Origin of the sequence: Mesorhizobium sp. M0960, from assembly GCF_040319055.1 — a bacterium.
In the GTDB taxonomy this organism is placed as follows: domain Bacteria; phylum Pseudomonadota; class Alphaproteobacteria; order Rhizobiales; family Rhizobiaceae; genus Mesorhizobium.
Map to the genome: position 1 here is coordinate 110559 of NZ_JAMYNN010000001.1, position 19038 is coordinate 129596.

Below are 19038 nucleotides of genomic sequence, written 5' to 3' on the forward strand. Positions count from 1 at the left end.
CTCAGACGCGCCGGGCGATCGAAACGGTGAAGATGCCCCACTGGTCGATGCGCTGGTCGAGCTTCTCGAATCCGGCGCCCGCCACCAGCTGGTCCATCTCGGCCTGCGTGCGCCGACGCATCACCCAGGCCTGGCCGCCGCGATGCGAGGTCAGGCTGCGCGCGATCATCTCGAGCTGCGGATGCCAGGGCTGGTTGGTGTAGACGAGCAGGCTTCCGGGCTGCATGGCGCCGGCCAGTCCACCGAGCGAGCGGGCGATCATGGCATTGTCGGAAAACAATTCGTAGAGCCCCGAGACGATGGCGAGATCCGGCGCCGGGTCGAGGCCGGCCAGCATCGTGGCGTCGAAGGCGTCACCTTGATGGAACGAGACGCTCGCCGGCAGCTTGCGCTCGGCGATCAGCTTGCGGCCGAGCGAGATGTTGAGCTCGGAGAAATCCTGCAGCCGCACGCTGGCCGGCGGCTCGGCGCATTTCTGCACAGCATCGAGCACGTAGCGGCCATGGCCGGCGGCGATATCGACGATATGGACCGGCCGGCCGGCGGCCTTCAGCGTCTCAGCGGCACTGCCGATCAGCTCTTCCAGATGCAGCTTGCGCTGGCGGATGCCGCGCCAGCCAATAGCATCGAGAAAGGTGCGGTCGATCATGCGGCCGCCGGGGCCGATGCCCCGCGCATCGTTCTCGTAGACATAGTCGAGCGTCGAGCCGGAATCGAAGCCGGTGGCAATCCCGGTCTTCATGCCGGACGACAGCCATGCGCCCATGCGGATCGAGGCGCGGCTCGTTGCCCAGTAGAGACCTTTGGGTGACAGTAGCGGCAGCGGCGAGGCCAGCCGGTCGGCCTCGTCGCGTGTGTAGCCGGCGCGGTCGGCCCCGGTCAGGTCGAGCGGCTTTTCCGGCGCCGCGAACTGCTTTTCGAGGAAAGGCCTGATCAGGTCGAGTGCCTTGTGGCGGTCGCGCTCGCCCAAAGTGTCGTGGAAGAAGCCGGGCAGCACATGCCGCTCCTTGGCCGGGCTCGCCAGATTGACGAAAAACTCGTGCTGCGGTCCATGCCGCACCACCCAGTCGCTGCCGGAGATCAGAAGCTGTGTCGGCACGGTGATGGCGCGGGCATCGGCGACGATGCGCGCTGCGTGGTCGTAGAGTTCGACCAGGATGTTGGAGGCGATCGGCCGGGTGATCAGTGGGTCGGCGTCGAAGGAGGCGATGCGCTCGGGATCATGCGTCAGGAATTTCGCCTTGACGTAGGAATTGACGAAGAAACGGCCCTTCAGCTTCTGCCACAACGCAATGCCTTGCTTGGCGAAGGGCACGTAGAGCTTGACCGAGAAGGCCGGCGAGGCCAGCACCAGGGCGCGAATGTCAGGCGCATAGTCGTGCACCCAGGCGGCGGCAAGCACGGCGCCGAAGGATTGCGCGATCAACGCTATATCGCGCCGGGCAAAGCCGTCACTGCCGATCTCGTGCACGAAGCAATCGATGTCGCGCACCAGCGCGGCAAACGACGGCGCATAGCCGCGCTCGCCGGCGGAGCGGCCATTGCCACGCGCGTCCCAGGCATAGAAGGCGTGGTCGGGCATCTGGAGCTCGTCGACCAGATGCGCCATGCGGCCGCCATGCTCGTGGCCGCGATGGAACAGCAGGATGGCACCCTTGCGATGTTCCGACAGCGCCGGCCAATAGCGATAAAAGATCTCGGTGCCGTCATGGCTCTTGAAGCTGCGCTCCTGCGCCACCCGCTCGACGTTGGCTGGAGCCACGGCGGCAACCGTCTGTTGGTGAAGCATGTTGTTCTCCCTGGCGAGACCGGAATTCAGCTGCCGTTCCCGTTAAGGCCGCCGCGTATCCGGTTGATGGCGGTCACCAGCGAGAGTGTAGCCATGGCCGGAAACACGAGCGGCGTGAGCGCCGGGACCCACAGGCCGGACGCGATAAGCACCGCGAGGATGCCAAGCGCCAGCGCCCGATCGCTTTTGCCGAAGGGGCCGGCATAGTTGCGCCCCGCTCCGGCCGCGATGCCGAGCACGCCGGCGAATTCCGCAATCACCGCCGCGATAGCGAATGCAACGACGCCCCAGGCAGGAAAAATGACGGCAAAGGCCAGGATCAAAGCGAGATCGGAGACAACATCGCAGAGCTCGTTGAGATACATGCCGAGCTTCGAGGCCTGGCCATGTTCCCTTGCCAGCATGCCGTCGATCGCGTTCAGCGCCATTCGCGTAAACAGCACGAGCGGCATCAGCAGAAAGACCATGCGGTGGCCGGCAAGGGCTGCCACCACAAGGCCGGTGACGAGCGAGAGGGCAGCGGCCAGCAGCGTGATCTGGTTGGCGGTGACGCCGGCCCTGGCCAGTCCGTCGGCAAGCGGCCGCAACCTGGCCTGGAAGGCCGGTTTCAGCTCATAAAGCGTCGGCATATGCGAACCCCCCGGCCGCGGTGCAAATAATGTTGGCGAGGATGGTCAATTGGCGCGCAAGACGCAAGGGCGCCGCCCTGCCACTTTTCGACATCCGGATGTGTCGGCGCTAGCTTTCGCTGTTGACATTGTCGCCCGGGAACAGTGCGGGCAAGCTTTGTTCGGCCGCCGCCCACGCGCGACTGTGGTAACGCCGCAGGATGAGAATGCATGCGGCGAAGACCAGCAGCCCGCAAATCACGCCGAGCGTCATGCCCCCGCCAAACGCGGACTTTACAACGATGCCGGTGAAGACGCCGGCGATGGCGCCATTGATCGTGCCCACCATCCCCGCGGTGGTCATGAAATATTGCAGCGGTGAGGGCCTGAGGCCCTTGTCGACCAGCACCGCCGAGGGATCGTCATGGGTGGAATTGACAAGGTATCTTTGCAGGACGGGCGTCAGCTCGACGAAATAGTGGCGGATCCTGGCCATGCCGCGGGCATGCACCATGTCCTCGATGGCAACCTGCACCGCGCGCACGAAGGTGACCAGGCCGATGAAGAAAAGGCAAGGCAACAAGATCAGGCTGAACAGCACGAACGGCCTGCCCATCTCCGTGACCTGCGCGACGAAGGACAGGGCAATGGTTGCGCTCGAGACCGAGGTTAGGAACAGATCGGCTCGCTGGTTCGCTTCCTGAATGGTCGCGGCGCGAGCATTTTGCAGCACGAAATGCTCGGTCGTCAGGCACTGCAGGGCCTGCTGTGCCTGGTCAGGCGGAACCGGAGCGTCGGGAGAACGGGTCATCGACAGTTGCCCTCTTCCAAGAGCCGGCGCTCCCGGGGTTCGCCGGCCCCATTTCGGCGACCTGTGCTTTCGATCTGGTGGTCGTCCGCCGCAAGTCAAGACCCGGTGGTTTTCTTGTGCCGGAACGTGGCGCCAATCTCGCAAAGAGGCGCCGTCGGCGAAGTTGCCAATCTCCCCCTCTAGTGTCCCTCTAGTGGAGAGATTGGCGGTTTCGCCAGCTGGCTTCAATCGCCAACGTCGACTTCCCCCGGCCGGTTATTGTCTGCCGCAGGTCAAGACCCAGATTCTTGTGTTGCCGGGCCCATTCCCGGCACTCGCAGATGGAGCTGACCATGACACGCGACGAGATCATTTCTGTGCTGGGCCCGGTCGACGATGCCGTCATCGCCGACATTGCGGCGACGGACGGGACGGTCCAGGAATTGCGTGAGGCCCTGGCCTGGATCGCCGCCGACGAGGCGCTGGTGAACGAGGGCCGACCGCTGCCGACGGCAAGAGTAGCGATGCTGATCGAACTGCTGCAAGGGCCGGACGAGGAGGAATAACCGGCTTGCTCTTTAGTGGACGGTGATGATGCCGTTTACGGCCCGCCATTCGGAGGGCTGGATCAGGTGATGATGGGCGACGCGCACCGAATGCAACGGGCCTTCGATCTCGCGCTCCCAGAAATCAAGGAAATGCTTCAGCGTCGGGAAATCAGGGGCGATATCGTATTCCTGCCAGATATAGAGCTGCAGCAGGCTTCGATGATCGGGTAGGCGGTAATGGATCTCCGCCGTGGTGAGGCCAAACCCTTGCATCTGGAGCTGAAAGTCCCTGCTGGTCATGCAATCTTCCTTCCGTTGAAATCTCCGTCCGCGAAAACGCCTCTTGTTCCACATAGGTTCCAGTCGCGTCGGGAGAGCGACGAATGTGCAAGCAATTACAGTACATTGGCACTCTCATTGATCGAGTGCTAAAATTTTTGCGTGACCCTCTTGAAAGCAGAAAAAAGCGCGACTAGTTCGTATGCGCGCGATGCCTGATGAAGGGGTCGCGCACCCCGTGCCGGGCCGATATTGCCGGTCCGGTCAGGAGGATCTTCGAAAATCTGTTTGTCCCGAGAGGAGAACGACATGACGTTCCGTCCATTGCACGACCGTATCCTGGTCCGCCGTATCGAGGTCGACGAGAAGACCGCCGGCGGCATCATCATCCCCGACACTGCCAAGGAGAAGCCGCAGGAGGGCGAGGTCATTGCCGCCGGCCCCGGTGCGCGCGACGACAGCGGCCAATTGCAGCCGCTCGATGTCAAGGTCGGCGACCGCATCCTGTTTGGCAAATGGTCCGGCACCGAGATCAAGCTCAATGGCGAGGATCTGCTCATCATGAAAGAGAGCGACGTGCTGGGCGTTATCGAGGGCGCCGGCGAGATGAAGAGGGCTGCCTGAGGGGGGCCTGAACAAGCATTCCAGTCAACGAAAAGCTGCCTATTCGAAGGAGTGATCCAATGGCTGCCAAAGATGTGAAATTTCATACCGAAGCCCGCGAGAAAATGCTGCGCGGCGTCGATATTCTCGCCAATGCGGTGAAGGTAACGCTCGGTCCAAAGGGCCGCAATGTCGTCTTCGATAAGTCGTTCGGCGCGCCGCGCATCACCAAGGACGGCGTGACTGTCGCCAAAGAAATCGAGCTCGAGGACAAGTTCGAGAACATGGGCGCGCAGATGGTGCGCGAGGTCGCCTCGAAGACCAGCGACACCGCAGGCGATGGCACCACGACCGCGACGATTCTTGCTCAGGCCATCGTCAGGGAAGGGGCCAAGGCGGTCGCTGCCGGCATGAACCCGATGGATTTGAAGCGCGGCATCGACAAGGCGGTCGACGCCGTCGTCGCCGACCTGAAATCCAATGCCCGCAAGGTGACCAGGAACGACGAGATCGCCCAGGTCGCCGCCATCTCTGCCAATGGCGATGCCGAGATCGGCCGCTTCCTCGCAGAGGCGATGGAAAGGGTTGGCAATGAGGGTGTCATCACTGTCGAGGAAGCCAAGACCGCTGAGACTGAGTTGGAAGTGGTCGAAGGCATGCAGTTCGACCGTGGCTACCTCTCGCCCTATTTCATCACCAACCAGGATAAGATGCGCGTCGAACTCGAAGAACCCTATGTGCTGATCCACGAAAAGAAGCTGTCCAACCTGCAGGCCATGCTTCCTGTGCTCGAAACCGCCGTGCAATCCGGCAAGCCGCTGTTGATCATCGCCGAGGACGTCGAAGGCGAGGCGCTGGCGACGCTGGTCGTCAACAAATTGCGCGGCGGCCTGAAGGTTGCGGCCGTCAAGGCGCCGGGCTTCGGTGACCGCCGCAAGGCCATGCTCGAAGACATCGCCATCCTGACCGGCGGCACGGCGATCTCGGAAGACCTCGGCATCAAGCTCGAGAACGTCACACTGGAGATGCTCGGCCGCGCCAAGAAGGTGCTGATCGAGAAGGAGAACACCACCATCGTCGACGGTGCCGGCCGCAAGGATGAAATCCAGGCGCGCATCAGCCAAATCAAGGCGCAGATCGAGGAAACCACCTCCGACTACGACCGCGAGAAGCTGCAGGAGCGGTTAGCCAAGCTCGCTGGCGGTGTCGCCGTCATCCGCGTCGGAGGCTCGACCGAGATCGAGGTCAAGGAGCGCAAGGATCGCGTCGACGACGCCATGCATGCCACACGCGCGGCGGTCGAGGAGGGTATCCTGCCCGGCGGCGGCGTGGCGCTGCTGAGGGCGGCGAAGGCGCTCGATAACGTTGTCGTCGACAATCCCGATCAGAAGACCGGTGTCGACATCGTGCGTCGCGCCATCGAAGCGCCGGTGCGCCAGATCGCCGAGAACGCCGGTGCGGAAGGTTCGATCATCGTCGGCAAGCTGCGCGAGACGACCGACTTCGGCTGTGGCTGGAACGCCCAGACCAACGAGTTCGGCGACCTGTACGGGCAGGGCGTCATCGATCCGGCCAAGGTCGTTCGCACTGCGCTGCAGGGTGCCGCCTCTGTTGCCGGCCTGCTGGTGACGACCGAGGCGATGGTGGCCGAGAAGCCGAAGAAGGAAACGCCCATGCCTCCGATGCCCGGCGGTGGCGGCATGGACTTCTAAGATCAGGCTTTCAAAGCGAGATTTCGAAACGGCAGATGGGCCCTGTCCGCCAACGCGGGCACGGGCTTGCCGGTTCGGGTCGAATGCTGAGCAGGTGTTGCCATGGATATGATGGACAGTTTTGGGAAGATCGCGGCGCCGACCCGCCCGAAGAACGATTTCAACTATGAAACCGATTGCAGGGCGGCGCTGGCGCCTTTGGTCGACGGCCTGCTGGATATGGCCGAGTCGGCCGGCTGGGACCGCCGCAAGGCTGCCTACACGCTGATGTTTCTGTCGGCTCAACGCGTGGGAGCCGGCAAGGAAAGAGCGTAAATGATCGCGGCGCGGATGCGCGATTGCCTGCTCTAGTGGGGAAATTGGCAGCTTCGCCGACAGCGCTCTAAGCCATCGGTAGTAACCGGCGCATAATCAGCGAGGCGTGGCCGCCCACCCCGTGTGCAGCCGGCCGGCGCTCGACCACTTCGAAACCGTGCTTGCGATAAAAGGCGATTGCCCGGTCGTTGCCCTCGATCACCTCCAGCGCGATGCTGGGAATCCCCGCATGCGCTGCAAGAACCGCGTGCAAAAGATCGGCCGCCAGCCCGGTGCCGTACTCGCTTTTGTCGATATGGAGCCGCTCGAGCATGACATCGCCCTTGTTGCCCATCGCGGCCATCGCGTAGCCGGCGAGCGAGCCGTCCGCCCGCTCGGCCACGAACCACATCTTGCTGTCGTCCCCGAGCTCGGTCACCAGCCGCTCCGGCGCGTGCTTCTCATCCGACAGCCGTGCCGTGGTCTCGGCACCCAGGATTGGCGAATAGGTGTGGCGCCAGGATTGGCCCAGCAGCCGCGATACCGAGGGCACGTCCTGTTCGGTCATGGTTCTTATTTGGGTCATTGGCACCTCGCCTCAGAAACCTGCCCCTTTTGAGCGGAGATGTTCGGCAGGACAGAGAGGTGCTGTCCCGCCGATCCTGCACGGCCGAGTTCAGCGCACATCCGCGCCGGCCGTCATGACTATGTGCTGGCAGACATTGTCGATATCGCGAATGACGTCGTCGTTCCAGAAGCGCAGGATAGTCCAGCCCAGCGCTTCAAGGCTCGCGCTTCTTGCTGCATCCGATGCCGAAGCTTCGGCCTCAGCATGCTGAGAGCCGTCCAACTCGACAATGAGTTTTTTGTCCGGACAGGCAAAATCGACGATAAAGCCGGCGATGGGCATCTGGCGCCGAAATGGCAGTCCCATGAGACGATGCGCCCGGACCTCATTCCAGAGCTTCAGCTCGGCATCCGTCATGGCCTTGCGCATCTTGCGCGCATTGCCGCGACTACGGGGAGGTACGGGATAGTGGTTCACTACTTCTGTTCCTCAGCGCGAAACTTGCCTATCCCTCTCCGCTGCGCTTGAACACCCCCCTCTGTCCTGCCGGACATCTCCCCCTCAAGTGGGGAGATTGGCAGCTTCGCCGAAAGCGCGCTTCTTTGGAGAGTGGCGAAAGCTGGAGCGACATCCGATCTCCCCCCTTGAGGGGGAGATGTCCGGCAGGACAGAGGGGGGTGCTGTCCCGCCGACCTGACCTGGATCACCGCCTTACCCGCGATTTCAGCCAGCGGTCGAAGGCGACGGCGAGGATGAGGATCAGGCCGATGACGATGCTTTGCGTGTATGACGAGACGTTGTTGAATTGCAGCCCGTTCTGCAGGACGCCGATCAGCCCTGCACCGACCACCGTGCCGCCGACGCTGCCGATGCCGCCGAACAGCGAGGTGCCGCCGATGACGACCGCCGAGATCACCGTCAGCTCGTAGCCGATGCCGGCGACGGCTTCGGAGGAGTTGAGCCGCGCCGACAAAACGAAGGCGGCAAGGCCGGCGAAGAAGCCGACGATGATGTAGACCGAGATCAGGATGCGGTCGACGCGCAGGCCGGAGAGCCGCGCGGCCTCGGCATTGCCGCCGACGGCGTAGACGGCGCGACCGTAGCGCGTGTAGCGCAGCACGATGTGGCACAGGATTGCGGCAATCGCGAAGATGATCGCCGGCACCGGCACCGGGCCGATCAGGCCGGTACCGAACCAGCGCATCGAGGCGTCGAAGCCGGAGATCGGGCCGCCATTGGAGATCGTCAGCGTTAGGCCGCGAAACACGGTGAGGCCGCCGAGCGTGACGACGAAGGGCGGTACTTTCAGCCTGGTGATGGCAAAGCCCTGGACACCGCCGGCCACGGCGCCGACGACGACGGCGGCGAGAAGGGCGGCGAACCAGCCATAGCCCAGCGTGCCCGTTGTCGACAGCGACAGCGTGTTGGCGGTGCCGCCCTTGGCCACCACCGCCGCGACCATGCCGCAGAAGGCGAGCAGCGAGCCGACCGACAGGTCGATGCCGGCGGTGAGGATAACGAAGGTCATGCCTAGCGCGATCAGGCCGGTGATCGAGATCTGGCGCATGATGTTGAACAGGTTGATCGGGTCGATGAAGCTCGGCTTCAGCACGGTGAAGACGACGATCAGCACCGCCAGGAACATCAGCGGGCCGAAGCTCATCAGCAGGCGCGCAAGATTGACGCCGCCGCGCTGGCTCCGTTCGGTCGTGCTGGTCATTGCGTTGCTTCCTGATTCTGGGCTTCCTGCTTCTGGTCGAGCGCCATCAGTTCCATCAGTTTCTCCTCGGTCGCCTCGATGCCAGGCATCTCGCCGGTGATGCGCCCGCGCCGCATGGTGACGATCCTGTCCGACACGGCAAGCACTTCGGGCAGCTCGGACGAGATCATCATGATGGCGATGCCGCGCGCAGCGAGCTCTACCAGGATCTGATGAACCTCCGCCTTGGCGCCGACGTCGACGCCGCGCGTCGGTTCATCGACGATCAGCACCTTGGGATCGCGTGCCAGCCAGCGGGCAAGGATGACCTTCTGCTGATTGCCACCGGACAGTCCCTCGATCGCCTGCTCGGGCGAGGCCATGCGGATCGACAGCATCTTCCTGTAGTTCGCCAGCGCTTCTCGCTCGCGCCGCTCGGCCATGAAACCGACATTGGAGTAGCGGTCGAGCGCGGCGATCGAGAAATTGGTGAGGATGGCGAGTGCGGCGAAGATCGCCTGGTGCTTGCGGTCTTCCGGCACCAGGCCGATGCCGAGCTCGATGGCATCGGCGGGTGAGGCCGGCGCGATCGGCCTGCCATCGAGCCTGATGGTGCCGGCGGCAATGCGGTCGGCGCCGAAGATGGCGCGGGCGAGCTCGGTGCGGCCGGAACCGACGAGCCCGGCGACGCCGAGGATTTCGCCCGCCTTGAGGTCGAGATCGACGCCTTCGAGCACGATGGCGTGCGGCGCCTGCGGATCGCGCACCGTGCGCAGGCCGCGCACCGAGAGCCGGACGTCGCCGGCGACATCGCGCTGCGTCGGCCTCGCATAGAGCTCGGAAGCGGCGCGGCCGACCATCTTCTCGATGATCTTCGGCAGTTTGATCGGCCCACCTTCGCGGTCGAGATGGCCGGCCAGCCTGCCGTCGCGCAGCACCGTCATACGGTCGCAGATTGCCGATGCCTCCTCCAGCCGGTGGGTGACGAACATGATGGCGACGCCGTCTTTGCGCAGCCGGCCCATAATCGCCATCAGCTTCTGCACTTCGGTTTCGGTCAGCGCCGAGGTCGGCTCGTCCATGATGATCAAGCGGCTCTTCAGCGATAGCGCGCGGGCGATCTCGACCAGCTGCTGTTCGGCCACCGACAGTGCGGAAACCGGCGTCGCCGGGTCGAGATCGAGGCCGACACGAGCGATGATCGCGCGGGAATCTTCCTCCATTCGCCGCCAACTGACCAGCCCGAACCGGCCGAGCGGTGCGCGGCCGATGAAAATATTCTCCGCCACGGTCAGCGTCGGGATCAGGCTCAGTTCCTGGTAGATGGTAACGATGCCGTGGCGTTTCGCATCCTGCGGATTGTGCGGATTGAATTCGACGCCGTCGAAGACGATGCGACCGCTGGACGGCGGCATCACGCCGGACAGGATCTTGAGCAGCGTCGATTTGCCGGCGCCGTTCTCGCCGAGCAGGCCGAGTATCTCGCCGGGGCGGACTTCGAGCGAAACGTCGTTCAGCGCGGTGACGCCGGCAAAGCGCTTGGTCACGCCCTCGACGGTGAGCAGGGCGGGGGAGGGCACAATAGCGGCTGCCTTGGGCAAAGTTTGCTCCTCGATCATTCGGTTGTACGCAAGGCTGGCGGGACAGCACCCCCCTCTGTCCTGCCGGCCATCTCCCCCTCAAGTGGGGAGATTGGCAGCCTCGTTGGCCTCGCTTCTTCTGCAAGATCGAAAATTAGCGAAAGCCCGGGTAACATCCAATCTCCCCCTTGAAGGGGGAGATGGCCGGCAGGCCAGAGGGGGGTGCTGTCCCGCCGGCTTCGCCTACTTCGTCTCGCCCAGCCTCTCCGCCTTGTCGAGATTGTCCTTGCCGATGACGATCGGCGTCAAAAGCACCAGCTTTTCCTTCGGCTCGGTCTTGTCCCTGGCGTAGGCGACCGCGATCTGCACGGCGGTGCGCGACTGCTCGCCGGGGAATTGCTCGACCGTGCCGGCCAGCTTGCCGTCGCGCACAGCGACCAACGCTTCGGGAAGCGCGTCGAAGCCGTAGATCTTGACGTCGGTGAAGTTGCGCGCCGCGCAGGCTTCAACCGCGCCAAGCGCCATGTCGTCATTGGCGCAGATGATCGCGTCGGGCTTGCCGTTGGCGGCAAGGCCGGCCTCGGTGACGGACAGCGCCTCGGCGCGGGCGAAGTTGGCGGTCTGCTCGAAGATGATCTGGTACTTGTCCTTCATGGGATCAAGGACGTTGTGCACACCCTTGTTGCGGTCGATCGCCGGGCCGGCACCGGGCTGGCCCTGCAGATGGAAGATCTTGGCGCCGTTCGGGAACGCCGCCACCATGGCCTGTGCTTCGGCCTCGCCGCCCTTGACATTGTCGGCGCCGACATGGGCGAGGATGCCTTCGACGCCCTCGACGCGGCGGTCGATAGTGACGACGGGAACGCCGGCCTTCACCGCTTCCTCGATGGCTGGGGCCAGCGCGTTGACGTCGAGCGGCGAGATGACGATGGCGTTGACCTTTTGCACCAGTGCCGCCTCGATGTCGGCGGTCTGCTTGGGCGCCGAATTCTGGCCGTCGCTCTCGACCAGGTTGACGCCTTGCGCCTGCGCCTCAGCCTTGATCTGGTTCAGCATGTGCACGAAGAACGGAAAGCCGAGGCTCGGCACCGAACCGAGGATGGTCAGCTTGTCCTGGGCGAAAGCCAATTGCGGAGCGGCCAGCGCCAAGGCGCCCATCGCCGCGGTCGACAGCAGGAATTCACGTCTGTTGATCAATTTAGTCTCCTCCCAGATGAGCGCACGACCCCGAAACCGGAATGGGTTTTCCGGAAGGTTCCTTGCGTCGATTCAAAAATGGAGTGTCCTTCGAGCGCCCAACTCGTGTTTGAAGGGACGCAACGGCGCTCCAGCCGGTCCACCGCGACGTTCTCCTCCGCTCGGTGCCTGCCGGCGGATGCTAGCCAAGGCCGGAGCTTTGCGCAAGAACGGGAGAAGGCAAGACCTACCGATCGATCATCACCATGGTGCGCTCGCCGTAGCGCGGACCGGCGACCTTGCCCGGCGCCAGCGCGTCGTCGAGCACCTGCATCTCGGCGGCGTCGAGCCTGATCGAAGCCGCGGCGACGTTCTCCTCGAGATATTTTCTGCGCTTGGTGCCGGGGATCGGCACGATGTCGATGCCGAAGTCGCTCCCCTTGTGGAGCAGCCAGGCCAGCGCGATCTGGCCTGGCTTGACGCGCTTGGCCGCGGCGATGTCGAGTACCGTGGCTGCCGCCTGCATGTTGGCGTCATAGTTGGCGCCCTGGTAGCGCGGATCGCCGCGCCGGTAATCGCCCTCTGGATAGTCTTCGGCGCGCCTGACATCGCCGGTGAGAAAACCGCGGCCGAGCGGCGAGAACGGCACCAGGCCGATGCCGAGCTCCTTCAGCAGGGGAATGATTTCCGGCTCGAGATTGCGCTCCCACAGCGAGTATTCGCTCTGCACTGCCGACACCGGATGCACGGCATGCGCCCGGCGGATATTGGCGGCGCCGGCCTCCGAGAGGCCGAAGAAGCGGACCTTGCCCTGAGCAATCAGCTCGCCGACAGCACCCGCCACCTCCTCGATCGGTACCGCCGGATCGACGCGGTGCTGATAGAGGAGGTCGACGTGGTCGCTGGCTAGCCTCCTCAGCGAACCTTCGACAGCCTCGCGGATATGCTCCGGCCGGCTGTCGCGCTCGGTGCCGACTTGCTTGCCGTTTTCGATGCGAAAGCCGAATTTCGTCGCGATCGTCACCTCATCGCGCCGGCCCTGCAGCGCGCGGCCGAGCAGTTCCTCGTTAGCGTGCGGCCCATAGACTTCCGCAGTGTCGAGGAAGGTGCAGCCGAGTTCGATGGCGCGGTGCAGCGTGGCGGTCGATTCCGCCTCGTCGGCCGGGCCGTAGGACTGGCTCATGCCCATGCAGCCGAGGCCGATCATGGAAACCTGCAGCCCCTGGCCGCCGAGTTTGCGTGTCGTCAACGTCATGTGAAGTTCTCCAGGTCAGCATCGCGTTCCAAGCCGCCACGTTCAATATAGCGCGCCGGCTCGGTTTCCACAGAGCCAGAGACGCCACCGCGCGAGGGCTCGCAGCGGCCGCCAAATTGACAGCCGACCCGCTCTCGGCCATCCTTAGGCATGCCGCCTTGCGGCTTTGTGCGTGAGTAACCAGCATGGCCAGTTCCGTCACCAGCCAGAAATCCAAGCGCGCCGCGGTGCGCAAGGCGCTCGACCGCCACAAGGTCTACATCACCGCGCAGCGTTTTTCCGCCGGCGGCTACAGTGCGCGGGTGCTGGTCGACGGCGAGGCCTATTGGGTCGACGAATTCCGGCTCAGCCAGCTGCAGCAGGGCCTGTCGCCGGCCGAGCTCGAATTGACGCCGGCCACCGACGATTGAGCGGCGTGACCTCCCATCCTTCGTCATCCCAGGGCGGAGCAGGAGCGAAGCGACGTCGCGGAGACCCTGGGATCCATGCCGTGACATTGGAGCGCCGCTGCGATGGGATTTTGATGCTGCGTTCGTTGCTTTTGCCCACCACCTACGCCTAGTCCATGCCAGCTCCTTCGAAGCTCAAGGCCTATCGCGCCAAGCGCGAGTTCACGAGGACGCCGGAACCGGCCGGTGGCCTGGCTGCCGGTGAAGGCAACCGCTTCGTCGTCCACAAGCACCACGCCACCGCCGATCACTATGATTTGCGCCTGCAGGTCGGCGACGTGCTGAAGAGCTGGGCGGTGCCGCGCGGCCCGTCGCTGAACCCGGCCGACAAAAGGCTGGCGGTCGAGACCGAGGACCATCCGCTCGAATATATCGATTTCGAGGGCGTCATTCCCGAAGGCGAATATGGCGGCGGACCGATGATCGTCTGGGACACCGGCGTCTGGGCGCCGATGGACGACGTCGAAAAGAGCCTGCGCACCGGCTCCTTCAAGTTCCGGCTCGCCGGCGAGAAGCTCAATGGCGGCTGGATGCTGACGCGGCTGAAACCGAAGCCCGGCGAGGATGAGGGCAAGAAGAACTGGCTGCTGTTCAAGGAGCGCGATCTCGCCGCCGATGCCACGCTCGACATACTGGAAGCCCGGCCGGAAAGCGTCAAATCCGGCCGTCGTATTGAGGAACTGGTGGCACCGCCGAAGCCTGCCGCCAAACCTGCCAAGCCGGTGGTGCTGAAACCCGGCGCTTTGCCGGGCGCCGTCAAGGCGCCGCCGCCTTCCCGGATCGAGCCGCAGCTGGCGACCTCCGTGGCCAAGCCGCCGGGCGGTGAGGATACTGGAGAGGAATGGCTGCACGAGATCAAGTTCGACGGCTACCGCACCATGGCGCACCTGGCCGACGGTGCGGTCAGGCTGATCACCCGCGCCGGCCTCGACTGGACGAAGCGCTATGGCGACCTGCCGCTTGCCTTCGCCAGGCTGCCGTGCCGGGAGGCGATCATCGACGGCGAGGTCGTCGCGCTCGACGCCAGGGGCATCAGCCGCTTTGCGCTTTTGCAGGACGCGCTGGCCGAAGGCGCCGGCAACAAGCTTCACTTCTACGCTTTCGACCTCGTCTATCTCGACGGCTGGGACCTGACAAAAGCGCCGCTTCGGCGGCGCAAGGCGCTGCTTTCGCAACTTCTGTCCGGTCTCGGCGCCAACTCCGCCATCCAGCTCAGCGATCATGTCGAAGGCGACGGCCAGGCGCTCTATGACCAGGCATCCGAGATGGGGCTGGAGGGTGTGGTGTCGAAACGCGCCACGGCGGTCTACCAGAGCGGCCGCACCAAAACCTGGACCAAGACCAAGGCGCTCCAGACCGGCGACTTTGTCATCGCCGGCTACACCGTCTCCGACGCGGCCGAGGGACTCGCTGCACTTGGCCTCGGCGAATTCGAAGACGGCGAGCTGCACTATCGCGGCAAGGTCGGCACCGGCTTCGATGCCGCGACCGCAGGCGAATTGCTGGCGCGGCTGGAGCCGTTGCGGGCCGGTGCATCCGCGCCCGAGGGCGTTCCGCGCGAGATCATGCGCGAGATGAACTGGGTGCGGCCGCTGCTTTCGGCGCATATCCATTACGCCAACCGGACCACCGACAATGCGCTGCGCCATGCCGTGTTCCGCGGCCTGCGTGACGTCGGCCTGTCGACGCCGGTTTCGGCCAAGCGCAAGCGGCTGATCGCCGAGGCCGACCTCGCCACAATCTGGGTGACCAACCCGACGCGGCGGCTGTTCGGCAAGACCGGCCCGACCAAGCTCGACATCGCCGTCTATTACGCGCTGGTCGGCGATTTCATGCTGCCGCACATTCTCGGCCGGCCGGTCTCGCTGGTGCGCTGCCCGACCGGCAAGCCGCAGGACTGTTTCTTCCAGCGCCACGCCTTCACCGGCATGCCTTCCTCGGTGGCGACCTTCGAGGCGACGAATTCGGAGGGCGAGACCAAATCCTATCTCTCGGTGGAAGACGCCAAGGGCTATCTGGCTCTGGCGCAGTTCGGCGTCGTCGAGTTCCACACTTGGGGCACCCATCGCACGCGGCTCGACAAGCCGGACCTGATCGTTTTCGACCTCGACCCGGGCGAAGGGATCGCCTGGCGCGAGGTGGTTGAGGCGGCGGTGCACATTAAGGGCGAGCTGGAAGCGCTAGGGCTGGTGCCGTTCGCCAAGACCTCCGGGGGGCACGGCATCCACATCACCGTGCCGGTGACGCAAAAGCAGAACTGGAAGAAACTGCACCAGGCGACCAGCGCCATCTCCACGCATCTTGCCGCCACCGCGCCCGACACTTTCACCACCACCATGGGCAAGGACAACCGCAAGCGGCGCATCTTCATCGATTTTCACCGCAATGCGCGCGGCCACACCTCGGCGGCTCCCTATTCACTGCGCGCCCGCACCAATTTGCCGGCCTCGACGCCGGTCAGCTGGAGCGATCTGGAATCCATCGATGCTCCGCAGGATCTGAATTATTCCTCGCTGCCGGGCCTTCTGGCGACGTCAGGCGACCCTTGGGCCGACATGGAAGATTTCGCCAGGGATTTGCCGGCGATAGGCACCGCGACGTAGTTCTGCGAGCGCGGCCCAGACTCCATCGACGCTCCGGAAAATTTGAATTATTCTTCGCCACGGACCTCTTGCCTGCAGGCGGCTCCCAGCGGAGGAAGATTTCGCTAGGGATTTGCCGGTATTGTAAGGGGCAATGTAGGATTTCGGCAGCCGCATTCGTCCTCCGGACGAAACAGCGCTGCGAACAGTTCGACAGCACAAGGCCGCGTAGGAGTATTTCATGGCGCCCAGGGCAAGTTGGAAAGGTTACCTCAAGCTCAGTCTGGTCAGCTGTCCGGTCCGGCTCTATCCGGCGACCAGTGCCAGCGAGCGCATCAGCTTCAACCAGCTGCACAAGAAGACGCACAACCGCATCAACATGAAGCCGGTCGACCCTGAACTCGGGTTGGTCGAGCGTTCGGACCTGGTCAAGGGCTACGAATACGAGGACAAGCAATACATCATCATCGACGATACCGATCTCGACGCGGTGCGCATCGAATCCAACCATACGATGAACATCGAGGCCTTTGTCGACGAGCGTTCGGTCGACGTCATCTACCAGGACGCGCCCTATTACCTGGCGCCGGATGGCGCAATGGCCGAGGAGACCTTTGCCGTGTTGCGCGAAGCGATGCGCAAATCCGGCAAGCTGGCGATCGCCCGCCTTGTGCTGTCCAGCCGCGAGCGCGTGGTGACGATCGGCGCGCGCGAGAACGGCATGTTCGTCTGCACCTTGAGGAATCCGAACGAAGTGCGTGGCACGGCTGAATATTTCGGCAATATCCCGGCCGGAAACCCCGATCCGGAAATGCTGCAATTGGCCGAAGCGCTGATCAAGCAGAAGGAAACCACCTTCGACCCGAAGAATTACGAGGACCGCTACGAGATCGCGTTGATGACGATGATCCGCGAGAAGCTCAAGGGCCACAAGCCTATCATCGCGGCGGCACCTGAGCGCGGCAACGTCATCAATCTCATGGATGCGCTGAAGGCGAGCCTGTCGCAGTCGGCCAAGCCACCGGCCAAGTCGAAGAGCAAGGCCGATGAAACAGCCAAGCCTGCGGCGAAATCCGCCAAGGCCGGCGCTGGCGCGGCCAAGGAAAACCCGCTCAAGGCGAACCTTCTCAAAGCCGTCGGCAAGAGCAAGGCGTGACGGCTCTTGCCGGCACGGTCTTCGGCATCGTCGGCGCGCTGGCGGCCTTTCCGCTCAGGCTGGCGGCGCGCGAGGTCGCGCGCCAGCACGGCCAGTTGCGGCGCGGCGTCACTCGGCGCACCACGCATGTCGTGTTGGGCCGCATGTTGCTCGCCAGGGCCGGCGACATCGAGATCGAGCGCCGCGTCGCTGCGGAACGTGCAGCCGGGCGCAGGCTGGTCAGCGAGAACGGCTTCCTGCGGCTGCTCGGGTTGATGAAGGCACCGGAAGCCTCGACGCTGTCGCGGCAGTCGCTGATCGATCAGTCGCGGCTGACCGGCGCCGATCTCGACCTTTTGTCGCTGTTCGACGCCTTCGAGCATGATTGCGAACCGTATTCCTTCCGCGACCTGATCCTCGCCCGCAAATATGCCGGGCTGGTCGCCGGCGGCGCCTCATGGGGGGCGATCGTGCGGTCGGTGCATCGCTCCGGCCCGATCGCCTCGCTCACCGCCAAATCGCTGAATGTCGGCTCGCAGCACGGGCGGGCCGACGCGATCTATCTCGAGGGCGGCCAGAGCGAAGTCAACGGCCAGCTGCTGTTCGATCTGGGAACGCAGGATGACGACACGCTGGAAGAGCTGTTCGCCGATGCCGAGGCGGCGGAAGAGGCTGAAGACCACGAGCAGGCCGCGGCACTCTACCAGCGCTGCCTAGCCATCGACCCGAGCGATGCCATCGCCGCCTTCAACCGCGCCAACTGCCTGCGCGCCTCCGGCCACGCGGCCGAGGCGGCGCACGACTATGCCCGCGCCATCAAGTGCGACCCGGTGTTCGTCGAGGCATGGTTCAATCTTGCCGGGCTGATGAGCGAAGAGGGGCGGGTGGCGTCGGCTCGGCGGCATCTGCTGAAGGCGATTTCGCTAGATGCGAAGTACGCCGATGCGGTGTTCAACCTTGCGAGGCTGGAGTTCGACGCCGGCAATCTAGCCGAAGCGCGGCGGAACTGGGCGCGCTACCTCGAACTCGACGCGGATTCCGAATGGGCACGTATGGCGGCCAAGGGTATCCAGTTCGTCGATTTGCAGCTGGCGCGGATGTCGGCGGGTTAGGGCTTCATTTGGTCACGCTTGAACACCCCCCTCTGTCCTGCCGGACATCTCCCCCGCAAGGGGGGAGATCGGCAGCTTCTCCTTACCGCCCGCCTTCCAACGTTGGTGATTGGCGAAAGCGATGGCGACATCCAATCTCCCCCCTTGCGGGGGAGATGGCCGGCAGGACAGAGGGGGGTGCGAAGGAACTCGGCCTTCATCTGCGGGCCACCCCATGACGACCTTCCTCTTCGACGGCCCCGACACCGCCCCAATCACCATCCTGCTCGCCCATGGCGCCGGGGCGCCGATGGATTCGCCCTCGATGACCGCGACGGCAAAAGCGCTGGCCGAGGCCGGCTTCCGCGTTGCGCGCTTCGAGTTCCACTACATGGCGGCCCGCCGCTACGGCCATCGCAAGCCGCCGCCGCGCGCCGAGACGGTGAACCCGGAATATATCAAGGCAATCGCCGATCTCAGGGCGAAGGGCGTGAAGGGTCCGCTCATCATCGGCGGCAAGTCGATGGGCGGACGCGTCGCTTCGATGATCGCCGACGAGATGTTTTCAAAGGGCGAGATTTCAGGGCTGCTGTGTCTCGGCTATCCCTTCCATCCGCCGGACAAACCGACGCAGCTTCGGACGAAGCATCTCGCCGATCTGAAGACGCCGACATTGGTCTTCCAGGGCACGCGCGACGAGTTCGGGACCAAAGACGAGGTCGCGACCTATGCTCTGTCCGACGCAATCGAGATCTTCTGGCTGGAAGACGGCGACCATGATCTGAAGCCGCGCAAAAACATCTCCGGCTTCTCCACCGCCGATCATCTGAAGACGCTGGCTGATGCAGTGAAGGCGTGGACCGAACGGATCGTGCGCTGA

The 19038-nt window shown here is 64.2% G+C and carries 19 protein-coding genes; 9 read left to right on the forward strand and 10 right to left on the reverse strand.

The window, feature by feature from the left end; all coding sequences use genetic code 11:
• Position 1: 1 nt before the first annotated feature.
• From NKH63_RS00595 to NKH63_RS00605, 3 genes are all read right to left on the reverse strand, one after another.
• The gene (locus NKH63_RS00595; RefSeq protein WP_352481643.1) at positions 2–1789 is read right to left on the reverse strand and encodes a bifunctional alpha/beta hydrolase/class I SAM-dependent methyltransferase; all 1788 of its coding nucleotides are present in this window, start codon (positions 1787–1789) and stop codon (positions 2–4) included.
• A gap of 26 nt (positions 1790–1815) precedes the next feature.
• On the reverse strand, positions 1816–2418 hold the full coding sequence (locus NKH63_RS00600; RefSeq protein WP_352481642.1) for a CDP-alcohol phosphatidyltransferase family protein: 603 nt from the start codon (positions 2416–2418) through the stop codon (positions 1816–1818).
• Positions 2419–2527: 109 nt separating this feature from the next.
• Positions 2528–3436 carry a hypothetical protein gene (locus tag NKH63_RS00605; protein ID WP_352481641.1) on the reverse strand — a complete coding sequence of 303 codons (909 nt, stop codon included), beginning with the start codon at positions 3434–3436 and terminating at the stop codon, positions 2528–2530.
• A 104-nt stretch (positions 3437–3540) separates the two neighbouring features.
• On the opposite strand from NKH63_RS00605, the gene NKH63_RS00610 reads away from it, so the two are divergent.
• Entirely contained in the window at positions 3541–3753 is a 213-nt protein-coding gene (locus tag NKH63_RS00610; protein WP_292664633.1) for a hypothetical protein, read from the forward strand.
• Positions 3754–3765: 12 nt separating this feature from the next.
• On the opposite strand, the gene NKH63_RS00615 is transcribed toward NKH63_RS00610, so the two are convergent.
• A complete protein-coding gene (locus NKH63_RS00615) occupies positions 3766–4035 on the reverse strand; it encodes an usg protein (protein ID WP_023718102.1) in 270 nt (89 codons plus the stop codon).
• A 288-nt stretch (positions 4036–4323) separates the two neighbouring features.
• On the opposite strand from NKH63_RS00615, the gene NKH63_RS00620 reads away from it, so the two are divergent.
• The 3 genes from NKH63_RS00620 to NKH63_RS00630 all read left to right on the forward strand — a co-directional run bounded on the left by NKH63_RS00620 (position 4324) and on the right by NKH63_RS00630 (position 6644).
• Positions 4324–4638 carry a co-chaperone GroES gene (locus NKH63_RS00620; RefSeq protein WP_023718103.1) on the forward strand — a complete coding sequence of 105 codons (315 nt, stop codon included), beginning with the start codon at positions 4324–4326 and terminating at the stop codon, positions 4636–4638.
• Positions 4639–4697: 59 nt separating this feature from the next.
• Positions 4698–6329, forward strand: a complete 1632-nt coding sequence (gene groL / locus NKH63_RS00625; RefSeq protein ID WP_352481640.1) for a chaperonin GroEL — start codon at positions 4698–4700, stop codon at positions 6327–6329.
• Between the two features lie 102 nt (positions 6330–6431).
• Entirely contained in the window at positions 6432–6644 is a 213-nt protein-coding gene (locus NKH63_RS00630; RefSeq protein WP_352481639.1) for a hypothetical protein, read from the forward strand.
• A gap of 67 nt (positions 6645–6711) precedes the next feature.
• Here the strand turns inward: NKH63_RS00630 and NKH63_RS00635 are convergent, their stop codons facing one another.
• From NKH63_RS00635 to NKH63_RS00660, 6 genes are all read right to left on the reverse strand, one after another.
• The gene (locus tag NKH63_RS00635) at positions 6712–7191 is read right to left on the reverse strand and encodes a GNAT family N-acetyltransferase (RefSeq protein ID WP_023718106.1); all 480 of its coding nucleotides are present in this window, start codon (positions 7189–7191) and stop codon (positions 6712–6714) included.
• A 108-nt stretch (positions 7192–7299) separates the two neighbouring features.
• Positions 7300–7668 carry an endonuclease domain-containing protein gene (locus NKH63_RS00640; RefSeq protein WP_352496058.1) on the reverse strand — a complete coding sequence of 123 codons (369 nt, stop codon included), beginning with the start codon at positions 7666–7668 and terminating at the stop codon, positions 7300–7302.
• 226 nt (positions 7669–7894) lie between these two features.
• On the reverse strand, positions 7895–8911 hold the full coding sequence (locus tag NKH63_RS00645; RefSeq protein WP_023718108.1) for an ABC transporter permease: 1017 nt from the start codon (positions 8909–8911) through the stop codon (positions 7895–7897).
• Positions 8908–10491: a sugar ABC transporter ATP-binding protein gene (locus NKH63_RS00650; RefSeq protein WP_023718109.1), complete on the reverse strand. Its 1584-nt coding sequence runs from the start codon at positions 10489–10491 to the stop codon at positions 8908–8910. The genes NKH63_RS00645 and NKH63_RS00650 overlap by 4 nt, the downstream gene beginning before the upstream one ends.
• Positions 10492–10713: 222 nt before the next feature.
• A complete protein-coding gene (locus tag NKH63_RS00655) occupies positions 10714–11664 on the reverse strand; it encodes a substrate-binding domain-containing protein (protein WP_023718110.1) in 951 nt (316 codons plus the stop codon).
• A gap of 229 nt (positions 11665–11893) precedes the next feature.
• Positions 11894–12901 carry an aldo/keto reductase gene (locus NKH63_RS00660; protein WP_023718111.1) on the reverse strand — a complete coding sequence of 336 codons (1008 nt, stop codon included), beginning with the start codon at positions 12899–12901 and terminating at the stop codon, positions 11894–11896.
• Positions 12902–13086: 185 nt separating this feature from the next.
• Here NKH63_RS00660 and NKH63_RS00665 point away from each other — a divergent pair, with 185 nt between their 5' ends.
• From NKH63_RS00665 to NKH63_RS00685, 5 genes are all read left to right on the forward strand, one after another.
• Positions 13087–13311: a hypothetical protein gene (locus tag NKH63_RS00665; protein WP_023718112.1), complete on the forward strand. Its 225-nt coding sequence runs from the start codon at positions 13087–13089 to the stop codon at positions 13309–13311.
• A gap of 155 nt (positions 13312–13466) precedes the next feature.
• Positions 13467–15953, forward strand: a complete 2487-nt coding sequence (ligD, locus tag NKH63_RS00670) for a DNA ligase D (RefSeq protein WP_352481637.1) — start codon at positions 13467–13469, stop codon at positions 15951–15953.
• 220 nt (positions 15954–16173) lie between these two features.
• Positions 16174–17088 carry a non-homologous end joining protein Ku gene (gene ku, locus NKH63_RS00675; protein ID WP_023718114.1) on the forward strand — a complete coding sequence of 305 codons (915 nt, stop codon included), beginning with the start codon at positions 16174–16176 and terminating at the stop codon, positions 17086–17088.
• Positions 17085–18179 (forward strand): tetratricopeptide repeat protein, encoded by a 1095-nt coding sequence (locus NKH63_RS00680; RefSeq protein WP_352481636.1) that lies wholly within the window; start codon positions 17085–17087, stop codon positions 18177–18179. Before ku ends, NKH63_RS00680 begins: the two co-directional genes overlap by 4 nt.
• Before the next feature lie 214 nt (positions 18180–18393).
• Positions 18394–19038, forward strand: coding sequence for an alpha/beta hydrolase family protein (locus NKH63_RS00685; protein ID WP_352481635.1), 645 nt, complete (start codon positions 18394–18396; stop codon positions 19036–19038).